General features: G+C 51.8%; 13 protein-coding genes. 6 read left to right on the top strand and 7 right to left on the bottom strand.

All coding sequences use genetic code 11. From position 1 onward, the window contains the following. Positions 1-210 precede the first annotated feature (210 nt). On the bottom strand, positions 211-1,338 hold the full coding sequence (gene zapE / locus OGY17_RS00285; protein WP_032945144.1) for a cell division protein ZapE: 1,128 nt from the start codon (positions 1,336-1,338) through the stop codon (positions 211-213). A gap of 192 nt (positions 1,339-1,530) precedes the next feature. Between zapE and zapG the strand changes: the two genes are divergently transcribed. From zapG to degS, 3 genes are all read left to right on the top strand, one after another. After that, entirely contained in the window at positions 1,531-1,929 is a 399-nt protein-coding gene (zapG, locus tag OGY17_RS00280; RefSeq protein WP_003025147.1) for a Z-ring associated protein ZapG, read from the top strand. A 168-nt stretch (positions 1,930-2,097) separates the two neighbouring features. Continuing rightward, positions 2,098-3,465, top strand: a complete 1,368-nt coding sequence (gene degQ, locus OGY17_RS00275; protein WP_008785951.1) for a serine endoprotease DegQ — start codon at positions 2,098-2,100, stop codon at positions 3,463-3,465. Between the two features lie 89 nt (positions 3,466-3,554). Beyond that, entirely contained in the window at positions 3,555-4,622 is a 1,068-nt protein-coding gene (gene degS / locus OGY17_RS00270) for an outer membrane-stress sensor serine endopeptidase DegS (RefSeq protein ID WP_032945146.1), read from the top strand. Positions 4,623-4,769: 147 nt separating this feature from the next. Here degS and mdh read toward each other — a convergent pair whose 3' ends face one another. Continuing rightward, complete coding sequence (gene mdh, locus OGY17_RS00265) at positions 4,770-5,705, bottom strand: malate dehydrogenase (protein ID WP_008785953.1); 936 nt, start codon at positions 5,703-5,705, stop codon at positions 4,770-4,772. Positions 5,706-6,141: 436 nt separating this feature from the next. Here mdh and argR point away from each other — a divergent pair, with 436 nt between their 5' ends. After that, positions 6,142-6,612, top strand: coding sequence for a transcriptional regulator ArgR (gene argR, locus OGY17_RS00260; protein WP_003025162.1), 471 nt, complete (start codon positions 6,142-6,144; stop codon positions 6,610-6,612). A gap of 377 nt (positions 6,613-6,989) precedes the next feature. After that, entirely contained in the window at positions 6,990-7,256 is a 267-nt protein-coding gene (gene yhcN, locus OGY17_RS00255; protein WP_003828812.1) for a peroxide/acid stress response protein YhcN, read from the top strand. A gap of 57 nt (positions 7,257-7,313) precedes the next feature. Here yhcN and OGY17_RS00250 read toward each other — a convergent pair whose 3' ends face one another. From OGY17_RS00250 to aaeX, 4 genes are all read right to left on the bottom strand, one after another. Then, positions 7,314-7,592 (bottom strand): barstar family protein, encoded by a 279-nt coding sequence (locus OGY17_RS00250; protein ID WP_008785955.1) that lies wholly within the window; start codon positions 7,590-7,592, stop codon positions 7,314-7,316. Between the two features lie 119 nt (positions 7,593-7,711). Then, positions 7,712-9,679 (bottom strand): p-hydroxybenzoic acid efflux pump subunit AaeB, encoded by a 1,968-nt coding sequence (aaeB, locus tag OGY17_RS00245; RefSeq protein ID WP_008785956.1) that lies wholly within the window; start codon positions 9,677-9,679, stop codon positions 7,712-7,714. A gap of 5 nt (positions 9,680-9,684) precedes the next feature. Further along, positions 9,685-10,617: a p-hydroxybenzoic acid efflux pump subunit AaeA gene (gene aaeA / locus OGY17_RS00240; RefSeq protein WP_057067981.1), complete on the bottom strand. Its 933-nt coding sequence runs from the start codon at positions 10,615-10,617 to the stop codon at positions 9,685-9,687. A gap of 7 nt (positions 10,618-10,624) precedes the next feature. After that, on the bottom strand, positions 10,625-10,828 hold the full coding sequence (aaeX, locus tag OGY17_RS00235; RefSeq protein WP_003828816.1) for a p-hydroxybenzoic acid efflux pump operon protein AaeX: 204 nt from the start codon (positions 10,826-10,828) through the stop codon (positions 10,625-10,627). Between the two features lie 184 nt (positions 10,829-11,012). Between aaeX and aaeR the strand changes: the two genes are divergently transcribed. Then, a complete protein-coding gene (aaeR, locus tag OGY17_RS00230; protein WP_008785957.1) occupies positions 11,013-11,942 on the top strand; it encodes an HTH-type transcriptional activator AaeR in 930 nt (309 codons plus the stop codon). Positions 11,943-12,028: 86 nt separating this feature from the next. On the opposite strand, the gene tldD is transcribed toward aaeR, so the two are convergent. Continuing rightward, on the bottom strand, positions 12,029-13,474 hold the full coding sequence (gene tldD / locus OGY17_RS00225) for a metalloprotease TldD (protein WP_003025183.1): 1,446 nt from the start codon (positions 13,472-13,474) through the stop codon (positions 12,029-12,031). Between the last annotated feature and the right edge of the window lie 67 nt (positions 13,475-13,541).

Here is a 13,541-nt window from a genome sequence, read left to right as displayed (position 1 = left end):
TACCCAAATAAATAAGTTACACGTTGGTGAACACCCAAACGTTTTGTCAGTTGAGGTTCACACGACATTGTCCAGCAAACCTACCCCTTCGAATAGCCTATGCCGGCGCATAGAAAGTTTTGGGAAAAAAACTCTCTCGTAACGTGGGGTCGCAAGATTATAGAGAAGTCAGGGTCAAAGATCGACCCCTTTATGTGATTTGCGGCAGGTTTAACCGGCTAAATGTTCCCGCTTCAGATACTCTTCGCTTTGCATCTCCTGCAAACGCGACAAACAACGCTGAAATTCAAACTTCAGACGCTCACCCTGATAAATTTCATAGAGGGGTGATGCCGCACTGACCACCAGCTTGACGTGGCGTTCGTAGAACTCATCCACCAATGCGATAAAGCGTCGCGCTTCACTCTCCATCAGCGGGGTCATGACCGGCACATCAGACAGCAGCACCGTGTGAAACAGACGCGACAGCGCAATGTAGTCATGCTGACTCCGGGCATCGACGCAGAGCGTAGTGAACGATACCGCCAGCGTCTGATTTTCTACAGCCAGGGTTTGCATAGGTCGATGATTGATCTCCAGCGTTGGCGCATGTTCACCTTTGGTTCCCGCTAATGCCAGCCAGAGCTTATCCATCTGCTGGCGGGTTTCCTCATTCAATGGCGACAACCACAAATGCGCCTGCGTTAAGGTACGCAGACGATAATCGACGCCGGCATCAACATTCATGATGTCGCAATGCTGTTTGATGGCATCAATGGCAGGAAGAAAACGCGTGCGTTGCAAACCGTTGCGATATAGCTCATCAGGCGGAATATTGGAGGTTGCCACCAGCGTAATGCCACGGGCAAACAGCGCTTTCATCAAGCCGCCGAGCAGCATGGCATCGGTGATATCGGAAACAAAAAATTCGTCAAAGCACAGCACGTCGGTTTCGGCCTTAAAGCGGTCGGCGATGATTTCCAGCGGATCGCTCTGCCCCTGTAAGGCAGTAAGCTCTTCATGCACGCGCAGCATAAAACGGTGAAAGTGCAAACGCTGTTTACGTTCGCCCGGCAGGCTATGGTAGAACAGATCCATCAGCCAGGTTTTTCCGCGCCCAACTCCGCCCCACATATATAAACCACGCACCGGCGCGTTGATCGGTGACTCACGCTTGCCCAGCAACTTACCAAAACGCGCCATCAGTCCACTCTCCTGCGGCGCAGGACGTGCTGGCGTTGTAAGCGCCTGGAAAATGGTTTCCAGTCGATTCACGGCTTCGAGTTGTACGTTGTCGGGTTGATGACTGCCGTCGTTGAGGGCTTGCTGGTAACGCGATGTAGGGGAAAAGCTTTGCATGATCTTATTGTTATTCCTTGAGAATCGATGTGCCGTCGCTCACGGTTGACGAAAAAAAGGCCGTTCTACATTACGTGATATAAACACGGGATTCCACTTCTACGGGATTAGCGGTTATAGTGGCATAATCAGGCGCAGGCATGGAGCCTAAAGCCAACACCCTACGGAAACACAAGACAACGGGAGATGTTCATGACCTGGGAATATGCGCTAATTGGGTTAGTCGTCGGTATCATTATTGGTGCTGTAGCCATGCGTTTTGGTAATCGTAAATTACGTCAACAGCAGGCATTGCAGTACGAACTGGAAAAAAATAAAGCTGAGCTGGAAGAGTACCGCGAAGAGCTGGTGAGCCACTTTGCCCGCAGCGCTGAATTGCTGGATAACATGGCGGATGATTATCGTCAGATTTACCAGCACATGGCGAAAAGCTCCAGCAACCTGCTGCCGGGTATGTCGCCGGAAAACAACCCGTTCCGTAACCGTCTGGCAGAGTCTGAAGCAGGCAACGATCAGGCGCCGGTTCAGATGCCACGCGACTATTCTGAAGGGGCATCCGGCCTGCTGCGTAGCGGCGCAAAGCGCGACTAACCGCACATCGTTAAGAAATTTATTGGGCGCAGCAATTGCGCCCTCCGCTTCTCTTCCTGTCCCAGCTATTATTTAGTCGTTAGCCGCATTGTGACCAAACCGAAAATTCAATAACATCAACCTGTTTTGAATCATCTTCCGTTTACTCAAGGTACGAGAGCAGGATCCATGAAAAAACAAACCCAGCTGTTGAGTGCATTAGCGTTAAGTGTCGGGTTAACTCTCTCGGCGCCATTCCCGGCCGCAGCGTCTATCCCCGGCCAGGTTCCCGGTCAGGCTGCGCTTCCCAGCCTCGCTCCGATGCTGGAGAAAGTGTTACCTGCCGTGGTGAGCGTAAGGGTTGAAGGCACCGCCACTCAGGGGCAGAAAGTCCCGGAAGAGTTCAAAAAGTTTTTTGGTGACGAACTTCCCGATCAACCGTCACAACCCTTTGAAGGGCTGGGCTCAGGGGTCATCATTGACGCAGCCAAAGGCTACGTTCTGACCAATAACCACGTTATTAATCAGGCGCAAAAAATCAGCGTTCAGCTTAATGATGGCCGTGAGTTCGACGCTAAGCTTATCGGCAGCGACGATCAGAGCGATATCGCACTGCTACAAATTCAGCACCCCAGCAACCTGACGCAAATTGCCATTGCCGACTCCGACAAACTCCGCGTGGGTGATTTCGCGGTGGCTGTGGGTAACCCGTTCGGTTTGGGTCAAACAGCCACCTCCGGCATTGTATCTGCCTTGGGTCGCAGTGGGTTGAACCTGGAAGGTCTGGAAAACTTTATTCAGACTGACGCCTCTATCAACCGCGGTAACTCCGGCGGCGCATTGCTCAACCTGAACGGTGAGCTGATCGGTATTAACACCGCGATTCTGGCCCCCGGCGGCGGCAGCATCGGGATTGGTTTTGCAATCCCGAGCAACATGGCGCGCACGCTGGCACAGCAGCTGATGCAGTTTGGTGAAATCAAACGCGGTCTGTTGGGTATCAAAGGCACCGAAATGACCTCGGATATCGCCAAAGCGTTCAAACTGGACGTACAGCGTGGCGCGTTTGTCAGTGAGGTTCTGCCTAACTCCGGCTCCGCAAAAGCGGGAGTGAAATCTGGTGACGTCATTACCAGCCTCAACGGTAAACCGCTCAACAGCTTCGCCGAACTGCGTTCACGCATTGCGACAACTGAACCTGGGACCAAGGTCAAACTGGGCCTGCTGCGTAACGGTAAACCGCTGGAGGTTGAAGTCACCCTCGATACCAGCACATCATCGTCCGCCAGCGCAGAGATGATTGCGCCTGCATTGCAAGGGGCCACGCTCAGCGATGGTCAGTTAAAAGACGGCACCAAAGGCATCAGAATTGATAACGTAGAAAAAAGCAGCCCTGCAGCACAGGCCGGTCTGCATAAAGATGACGTTATCATTGGCGTTAACCGCGATCGCGTAAACTCAATCGCCGAAATGCGAAAAGTGCTGGAAGCGAAACCGTCGATCATTGCTCTGCAGGTGGTGCGCGGTAACGAGAGTATTTACCTGCTCCTGCGTTAACGCATGCAACCGGACATCAGCCCCTCGTGTGATGTCCGGTTAACTCGTGATATGCTGCTGCCGTTCCCTTTTTTAATGACGCCGCCATCATGTTTGTGAAGCTTTTACGTTCGGTCGCGATTGGTTTAATCGTCGGCGCCATTCTGCTGGCGGCGATGCCCTCTCTGCGAAAAATTAATACGCTTACCGCACCGCAGTTCGACAGTGCAGATGAAACGCCTGCCAGCTATAACTCGGCGGTTCGCCGTGCTGCTCCAGCCGTCGTTAACGTTTATAACCGCAGTATGAACAGCACAGCACATAACCAGCTTGAGATCCGCACGCTCGGCTCAGGCGTTATCATGGATCAGCGCGGCTATATCATTACCAATAAGCACGTCATTAACGATGCCGACCAAATCATCGTCGCATTGCAGGACGGCCGCGTATTTGAAGCGCTGCTTGTGGGGTCTGATACGTTAACCGACCTTGCGGTGCTGAAAATCAACGCCACTGGCGGGCTGCCAACAATCCCAATTAATAACAAACGCGTGCCGCACATTGGTGACGTAGTACTCGCCATCGGTAACCCGTACAACCTTGGGCAAACCATCACTCAGGGGATCATCAGCGCCACCGGTCGAATTGGCCTGAACCCGACAGGACGGCAAAACTTCCTGCAAACAGATGCTTCCATCAACCACGGAAACTCCGGCGGTGCGCTGGTCAACTCACTGGGTGAATTGATGGGGATTAACACGCTGTCATTTGATAAGAGCAACGATGGCGAAACCCCGGAAGGGATCGGCTTTGCCATTCCGTTTCAGTTGGCGACCAAAATCATGGATAAGCTGATTCGTGACGGGCGCGTGATTCGTGGCTACATCGGCATCAGCGGTCGCGAAATTGCACCACTGCACGCTCAGGGCGGCGGGATGGATCAAATTCAGGGGATTGTGGTTAACGAAGTTTCCCCGGATGGTCCGGCAGCGCAGGCGGGCATTCAGGTTAACGATCTGATTATCTCGGTCAATAACAAACCGGCGGTGTCTGCGCTGGAAACGATGGACCAGGTGGCAGAGATTCGACCAGGTTCAGTTATCTCCGTTGTCGTGATGCGTGATGACAAACAGTTGACGCTGCAGGTAACGATCCAGGAATACCCAGCCACCAATTAACGTCACGTCTGGCGGCCTACTGACCATAAAAAAACCGGAGCATGTTGGCTCCGGTTTTTATTAGGCGGTATCGTAGAGAGTTAGTACGTAATGCCTGATGGCGCTACGCTTATCAGGCCTACAAATACACGCAGGCCTTTCTTCGTGTTACTTAACGAACTCTTCGCCCAGAGTAATATCTTTTTTCAGCGTATCCAGCATGCCTTCCAGCGAGCTTTGTTCAAACGCGCTCAGCTTGCCGATAGACTGACGCTCTTCTACGCCGTTTTTACCCAGCAGCAGCGGCTGAGAGAAGAAACGAGCATACTGGCCGTCGCCTTCAACGTAAGCACATTCAACCACACCTTTTTCGCCGCTCAATGCGCGAACCAGGGACAGGCCGAAACGTGCAGCAGCCTGACCCATAGACAGGGTTGCAGAACCGCCACCGGCTTTGGCTTCCACAACTTCAGTACCCGCATTCTGGATACGTTTAGTCAGGTCAGCTGCTTCTTGTTCGGTGAAGCTTACGCCAGGAATTTGTGACAGCAGTGGCAGGATGGTCACGCCAGAATGGCCGCCAATAACCGGAACTTCAACGTCGCCTGGTTGTTTGCCTTTCAGTTCCGCCACAAAGGTGTTGGAGCGGATGATGTCCAGCGTGGTCACGCCAAACAGTTTGTTCTTATCGTATACGCCTGCTTTTTTCAGCACTTCTGCAGCGATAGCAACGGTAGTATTCACCGGGTTGGTGATGATACCGATACACGCTTTCGGGCAGGTTTTAGCAACTTGCTGCACCAGGTTCTTCACGATACCGGCGTTGACGTTGAACAGGTCGGAACGATCCATACCCGGTTTACGTGCGACGCCCGCAGAGATCAGTACCACATCAGCACCTTCCAGTGCAGGGGTAGCATCTTCGCCGCTGAAGCCTTTGATTTTCACAGCAGTAGGGATATGGCTCAAATCAACGGCCACACCAGGTGTTACTGGAGCGATGTCGTACAGGGAGAGTTCTGAACCTGAAGGCAGTTGGGTTTTTAACAGTAATGCTAGCGCCTGACCGATACCACCAGCAGCGCCGAGGACTGCAACTTTCATCCTAAACTCCTTATTATATTGATAAGCAAAATGTCTATTGCTCCGCGGCGGCGACCTTAATTCACAAATCCAATGAATACAACAACCACGCGTCAAGAATGCGTAGTCACGCAAATTTGGCTTTTATGCATTTAACTTACGTAAAATAAAACCTAAGTTACGTAATTCAAAACCACCCACACAGTAGAGCAACTTTCCAACAGGTGCTGACAATATACCCTACCCGCCTCTCAAAACAACATCAATTTGATAACATTTAATTTACTTTTAACCTTATTTGCGAGCCGTGACACAGGCATGTTTCTTGATAACGAAATTTGATAAAATTCCGCTCTTTCATAACATTATTTCAGCCTTGAACAAGGCAGACTGTTTGCATAAAAATTCATCTGTATGCACAATAATGTTGTTTCTACCGCCATATTACGGGTGACTTATGCGAAGCTCGGCAAAACAAGAAGAATTAGTAAAGGCGTTTAAAGCGCTGCTTAAAGAAGAAAAGTTCAGCTCTCAAGGCGAAATCGTCCTCGCGTTGCAGGATCAGGGCTTTGATAATATCAATCAGTCCAAGGTTTCACGCATGCTGACCAAATTTGGCGCCGTGCGTACCCGCAATGCGAAAATGGAAATGGTGTACTGCCTTCCGGCGGAACTGGGCGTACCCACGACCTCCAGCCCGCTGAAAAATCTGGTGTTGGATATCGACTATAACGATGCGGTCGTGGTTATTCATACCAGCCCTGGCGCTGCTCAGTTGATTGCACGTCTGCTTGACTCATTGGGGAAAGCGGAAGGTATCCTGGGTACGATTGCCGGTGACGATACCATCTTCACCACCCCAGCTAAGGGTTTTACGGTAAAAGATCTGTACGAAGCCATTCTGGAACTGTTCGAACAAGAACTGTAATACCGCCTCCCCGTCGCCTCGCGGCGGGGGAAAACACTCTCTTTTCATCCCCCTCCTTCTCTTTTCCACTGCTATTGATTTAACAAATGGTGCGTTTAACCATCAAAATACATTCACATGGTGAATGTGCAGCCTTAAAAACGCACATTTTGCAAAATCAAGCATCTACATGATTTAATTAAATTTATTTTGTATAAGCTGTTTGAAATGCTCTTTTTAATTCCATTGAGTTATAAAAAATCATTTTCTTAACACTCAAAACCCAGTGAAACAATTAGCGTGGTATTAATTTATTGGGTGATTAGTGTATACTTGATTTTGTGATGAGGGTCACGAAACACAGACCCCCAATAAAAGAATTCGACGAGGTAAATATCATGAAAATCAAAACTACTATTGCAACCTTAAGCCTTCTTTCTGTTCTCTCCTTCGGTGCAAGCGCCGCGGTTACTCAGGTGAACTCACAAGAAGCACAGAATCTGCAATCCATCGGTAGCGTCTCCGTCTCTCAGATCGGTAGTTCACCAATGGACATGCGTCAGGCCATCGCCGCTAAAGCTGAAAAAGCAGGCGCCAGCAGCTATCGCGTCACCGAACTCCGTGAAGGTGCTCACTGGCACGCTACTGCAGAACTCTACAAATAAACCCTCGTCGTCTAAGTCCGACGACTTGCCCCCGCCTGCCGGGGGCTTTTTTATGTCTTACATTGAGTGACGAACGTTAAAACGCAACTGCCCTTCCAGCTCTTCTTCCGCTTCATCGAACAGTAAAATCAACGCGCCGTATCGCCTGCGCAGCTTCTCCGGTAAATGGACAAATTCAATCTCCAGCGGCAGCGGCAAGACTTCCCCGATCACCACCTCCCACAGAGAATCCAAATCAACCACCTTTTCCCGGGCCAGACCGAATGTGCGCGTGAACTCGCGGTAGAAATCGCCCTGATCTTCTATCTCGTCAAAATCAAATGTATAGATGTTCATCTATAGCCACCATCCCGACGCCAGCTACTCTACAGACCGCCAATATCCAGGGGTCTCTCGCATTTTCAGGTAAGTATAGCCATAAAAAAACCGACGCTTTTAGCGTCGGTTTACAACTCTTAATTACTGACCAGCGCATGCTGGTATTTGTGCAGCATCCCACTGAGTCGTTTTACCGGCTCGGTCACCTGCGGCGGTGCTTGCCAGATAATTAATTTCTCCTGGTAGACCTCGAGCTCCTCCAGTAACTGGCTAAAGTAGCGTCGGCGCTTGTCGTCATTTCCTGCTGAAATTACGTGATCGGCAGTACGCCGAAGCTGACGATGGAACGCAGATAGATCCTCGTTTACCGGTACCGGTGCATCACGCAGGCGCTGGTGCGCGATGATCATCGTCAGCGCCAGGCGAAACTTCGCCAGATCGCCGGGAAACTTGTTCATCAGCAAAAACAGCTGCTGATAAAGTGCCGGAAGATGATTTTCTTTACGACGGACTACATTGGTGGTCATTGCTGAAACCGCCGCCGACACGAACTGGTTGAGCAATACGCGGCCTGTTCTGTCACGGGAGTTATCACGCACCAGCAGAATGACGATAAACGCCAACACGCAGCCAACAATCTGCCCCAGCGCACTATCAAGGAACTGGCTAAAGTGGAAGGTCATCGGGTTATCCAGCACAATGATATTAATGGTGCTGGCCAGCGCCCCCATCGATCCCAACCGTCGTTTCTGTACCTCAATCCCCAGAAAGAATCCCAGCACCGCCAGGCTCAGACACAGTAACAGCATGCTTTGTTGCGTATTAGGGATAATCACCAGGAAATAGAGCGCTCCGAGCGGTAACGCTGCCAACGTCCCATAGATAAAGTCTATCGCCACCATGCGAGGATTTGGCAAACGCATTGCCAGCGAGGTGACGACCGCAATCATCACCATTGCACCGCTGCCGGAAGTCCATCCGGTCCATAGCCAGAATAAGGTCCCCAGCACACAAGAAAGCGTGGTACGCCAGAAGTTAACCATCGCATGATGACGCTCGGCAGACTCCACTTTCACCACCGGCTCACCTTGCAGGATCTCTTCTTCCGTAGCGCTAATCTTGGTATTACTCACCACACCACGTTTGAGCAGCAGGTAGCGCGTCGCCGCACCTGCCCAGCTATAAATCGTTACCGGTGTTTCACGTTCGCCAGTCCAGACAATAACCCGACGCATCCGCTTCAACTGTTTATGGACATCCTGCACCGTTTCAACCGGCGTATCGAACAACTCGCGGAAGGTGTCGGTGATAAGTTCCGGGCGGGTATTTTGAATAAGGTAAGTTTCACAGGACTGAGTAATGAGCGTGAGCGACAGCGTGTTTAATGCTTTGAGTCTGCGATTAGCACGCACCCAACGTGAAGACTCCATATTGAGGTTGCTGCGCATGCCCTCCAGCGCCGCCGTTCGACGGACTAAATCGCCCCAGGCTTTATCCACGACCTCGCTGTCGACGTGCTTAATGCACAACTGCATCAGTTGATATTGCGCCACCAGCAGGCTGTCCAGCTCAACATCAATCTCTTGTTTTATCGAACGGGGAGAGAAAAGTAGATCGGCCACAATGGCACAGACAATCCCCATCACAATTTCACTGCAACGTTCGAGCGCAAATTGCGGCGTCAGCAGCGGTTCGGCCTGAATGGTAATGACGATGATCAGCGCCGTATAGCCCGAAAGCCCCCAGGCATAGGAGTTTTCGATCTTCACCAGTGACGAGATCCAGGTACAAAAACCGGCCCAGATACAGCACACCAGGATCATCAATAACGGAGCGCGGATCATACTGATGATAATGATCAGTCCGGCAATACAACCGATAAATGTCCCGACAATACGCAGCATGCCGCGATAACGGATAGCCCCTGAATAGGGTTCCCCACCGGCAGCAAAGGCCGGGCCTGCCGCCACAATGGCCGCAGTCAGTACCGCCCAACGCGGAGTCTCAAGTTGAAAGTGAAAACCAACGAACAGCGCCAGTACAATTGCGCACGCCAGTTTTACCGCAAAGCGGATATGCTGGTTGGCAATGGAGAAAATACCCATCGCAATTAACCAAATTCGCGCAGGCGGTGCGCCATTTTACGGAAGAAGGACTCCTGGCTGGCATCACGGTCCTGTTTACCGGTAATGACAACGGTAGCCGTTGTCCCGGCAGGCCACAGAGTTCCTTGCTGCTCATCAAGACGGATTCGCACCGGTACACGCTGCGCCAGGCGCACCCATTCCAGATTTGAATCAATGGTCGCCATACCTTTTGCATCCTGCGTACTGCTGGCATTTGTTACCCCCGCCGCCACGCTATCAACGGTGCCTTTTAAGACATTATTACTGCCCAACGGGGTGATCTCAGCGCGATATCCAGGGCGAACGCCTTCCAGTTTGGTTTCTTCCATATAGGCCAGCACATAGAAAGAATGCTGTTTGACCAGTGCCACCGCTGTGGAACCACGCGTAATAAATTCGCCGCTATAGACGTTCAGGTTAGTGACCCAACCGTCTGCTGGTGCGCGAATGACGGTACGTTCCAGATCTAATTTTGCCAGGTCGCGGGTCGCTTGTGCTTTCGCAAGCTGGTGTAATACGGTTTGCAGGACGTTGTTTGACTGGTCAATCTCTTCACGAGACATGGCCTGCACGCCAAGGCGGTTACGACGTCCGGCCTCCTGGCGTTTTTCCTGGGCCAGAACCTGATAATAAGAAACATCAGCTTCGGCCTGCTCAAGGGCTTTCTTATAGCGTGGCTGATCGATGGTGAACAGAATCTGATCCTTTTTCACCAGTTGGTTATCATGGACGTTAACGTTGGAAATAAGACCCGCAACATCCGGCGCAATAGCGACGACATCTGCGCTGAAACGCGCATCACGTGTCCATGGCGACTCGGTGTAATACACCCATGCGCGAAAAATAGCGATGAAGGCCAGAATGACCAGTACGAGAGTCGTGGCCGTACGGGAGAGTTTTTTTGTTAGTGTTTTCACTTCAACCTCAAACGAACAGGCGCGTTATTAAATAGAACAGGCAGCAATACAGCGCGGTGTTAAACAGAGCCGGATGCCAGACAAAATCATAGATGCCGGTTGGAACCAGCATCCGGCGCACCAGCCAGAAAATCGCCAGTGACAAAAGTAATTCGAAAAAAATCGGTGGGAAGGACAAACCAAACACCACGATAACGGGAAACAGACTCATGTTGACCTTGGTAACTTAAGAGAGTGCAGGTGATAGATTTTCTAGCGTATGTCACCGCAGAGAAGGGCAAGGATGAGCCAGGCGAGAGCGACATAGCTGTTATTTGAATAATAATATATTAACGTAACTGTTATGCTGTTATCTATATTATGTGATCTAAATCACTTTTAAGCCAGAGTGAACAATGGAACGATTAAAACGTATGTCGGTGTTCGCCAAAGTCGTCGAACTGGGCTCCTTCACCGCCGCCGCAAGACAGCTACAAATGAGCGTTTCATCGATAAGCCAGACGGTCTCCAAACTGGAAGATGAGCTACAGGTTAAGCTGCTAAACCGCAGTACACGCAGCATTGGGCTGACCGAAGCCGGTAAAATTTACTACCAGGGCTGCCGGAGAATGTTGCACGAAGCGCAGGATGTTCACGAGCAGCTTTATGCCTTTAACAACACGCCCATCGGCACACTGCGCATTGGTTGTTCTTCAACCATGGCACAAAATGTCCTCGCCGGATTGACCGCGACCATGCTGAAGGAATACCCCGGTCTGACGGTAAATCTGGTAACAGGCATCCCGGCCCCGGATTTAATCGCCGATGGTCTGGACGTGGTTATCCGCGTCGGTGCGTTGCAGGACTCCAGTCTGTTCTCGCGTCGCCTGGGTGCCATGCCGATGGTAGTCTGCGCGGCTAAAAGCTATCTCGCACAGTTTGGTGCCCCGGAGAAACCCGCCGATCTCAGCAACCACTCGTGGCTGGAATACAGCGTGCGCCCGGATAATGAATTCGAGCTTATCGCTCCGGAAGGAATTTCCACCCGCCTGATCCCAGAGGGTCGTTTTGTGACTAACGATCCGATGACATTGGTGCGCTGGCTGGCTGCGGGTGCGGGCATTGCCTATGTGCCGCTGATGTGGGTGATCAATGAGATCAATCGTGGCGAAGTGGAGATCCTCCTTCCCCGCTACCAGTCGGATCCGCGTCCGGTCTATGCGCTGTATACCGAAAAAGACAAACTGCCGCTCAAGGTCCAGGTGGTGATTAACTATCTGACGGAGTATTTTGTTGATGTAGCGCAGCTTTTTCAGGGGATGTACGGCCGGGGAAAAGAGAAATAAAAAGAGTATTGGCCGGATAAGGCGTTGACGCCGCGTCCGGAAAGATGCCCGATAGCGCTGGTGCTTATCGGGCATACATCATGATGTTATGCAGTACCACCTACCGTCAGGTTATCCACCTTCAGCGTCGGCTGGCCCACGCCCACCGGCAGGCTCTGCCCTTCTTTACCGCACACACCAACCCCGTTATCCAGCTTCAGGTCGTTACCTACCATTGAAATCTGCTGCATCGCTTCGATACCAGACCCAATCAGCGTCGCGCCTTTCACCGGTTTGGTTACTTTACCGTTTTCAATCAGATACGCTTCAGACGTCGAGAACACAAATTTCCCGGAGGTGATATCCACCTGGCCGCCGCCGAAGTTAGGTGCATAAATACCGTATTCAACGGATTCGATGATTTCCTGCGGCGTGGATTTCCCCGGCAGCATGTAGGTGTTGGTCATACGTGGCATCGGCAGGTGCGCGTAAGATTCACGGCGACCGTTACCCGTTGGCGCGACGCCCATCAGGCGCGCGTTCAGTTTGTCCTGCATGTAGCCTTTCAGAATACCGTTTTCGATCAGCACGTTGTACTGACCCGGTGTGCCTTCATCATCAATAGCCACAGAGCCACGACGGTCCGCCATTGTGCCATCATCCACAACGGTACACAGTTCCGACGCCACCAGTTCACCCATGTGACCGCTGAATACCGAGGTACCACGGCGGTTAAAGTCACCTTCCAGACCATGACCGACCGCTTCATGCAGCAGAACGCCAGGCCAGCCAGCGCCGAGTACTACCGGCAGCGTACCAGCAGGCGCTGCTACCGCGGACAAATTAACTAACGCCATGCGTACGGCTTCTTTCGCCCACGCGTCAGCACGGACTTCACCATCAAGGTCGCCAAGGAAATAGTCATAGCCAAAACGACCGCCACCACCGCTGGCACCGCGCTCGCGCTTACCGTCCTCTTCGACCTGTACGCTTACGGAAAGGCGTACCAGCGGACGAACGTCAGCGGCCAACGTACCGTCGGTCGCTGCTACCAGGATCAGTTCATAAACACCGGTCAGGCTGGCGGTTACTTCCTGGACGCGTTTGTCGGCGGCACGGGCCACGCTATCAACGCGACGCAGAATATCCAGTTTCTCTTCGCGGCTCATGCTCTGTAACGGATCAACCGAAGTGTAAAGCGCCTGATGCTCAACCGCTCCCAGCGTTTTTACTTTGCCGTCACCGCTGTCACGCACGATAGTACGGGCAGCATGAGCACTTTGCTCCAGCGCCAGCAGGCTGATCTGGTCTGCATAGGCAAACCCTGTTTTTTCGCCGCTGATGGCGCGCACGCCAACACCCTGATCGATATTGTAAGAGCCGTCTTTAATGATGCGGTCTTCTAAAACCCAGGATTCGTGATAGCTCGACTGAAAGTAGAGATCGCCGTAGTCAAGACGGCGTTCGGCCAGTTGGCCCAGAATGGCGAACAGATCCTGATGTTTCAGGCCATTCGCCGCTAGCAATTGTTCACTTACCAGGTTCAGACTCATCGTTTTGGTACTCATTAGTTTCTGTTGTAGGCCTGATAAAACGCGCCAGCGTCGCCATCAGGCACTT

Origin of the sequence: Citrobacter sp. Cpo126, from assembly GCF_030332445.1 — a bacterium.
GTDB classification, from domain to species: Bacteria; Pseudomonadota; Gammaproteobacteria; order Enterobacterales; family Enterobacteriaceae; genus Citrobacter; species Citrobacter portucalensis.
The sequence above is the reverse complement of the archived record's forward strand: the minus strand, read 5'-3'. Positions and strand labels throughout refer to the sequence as shown.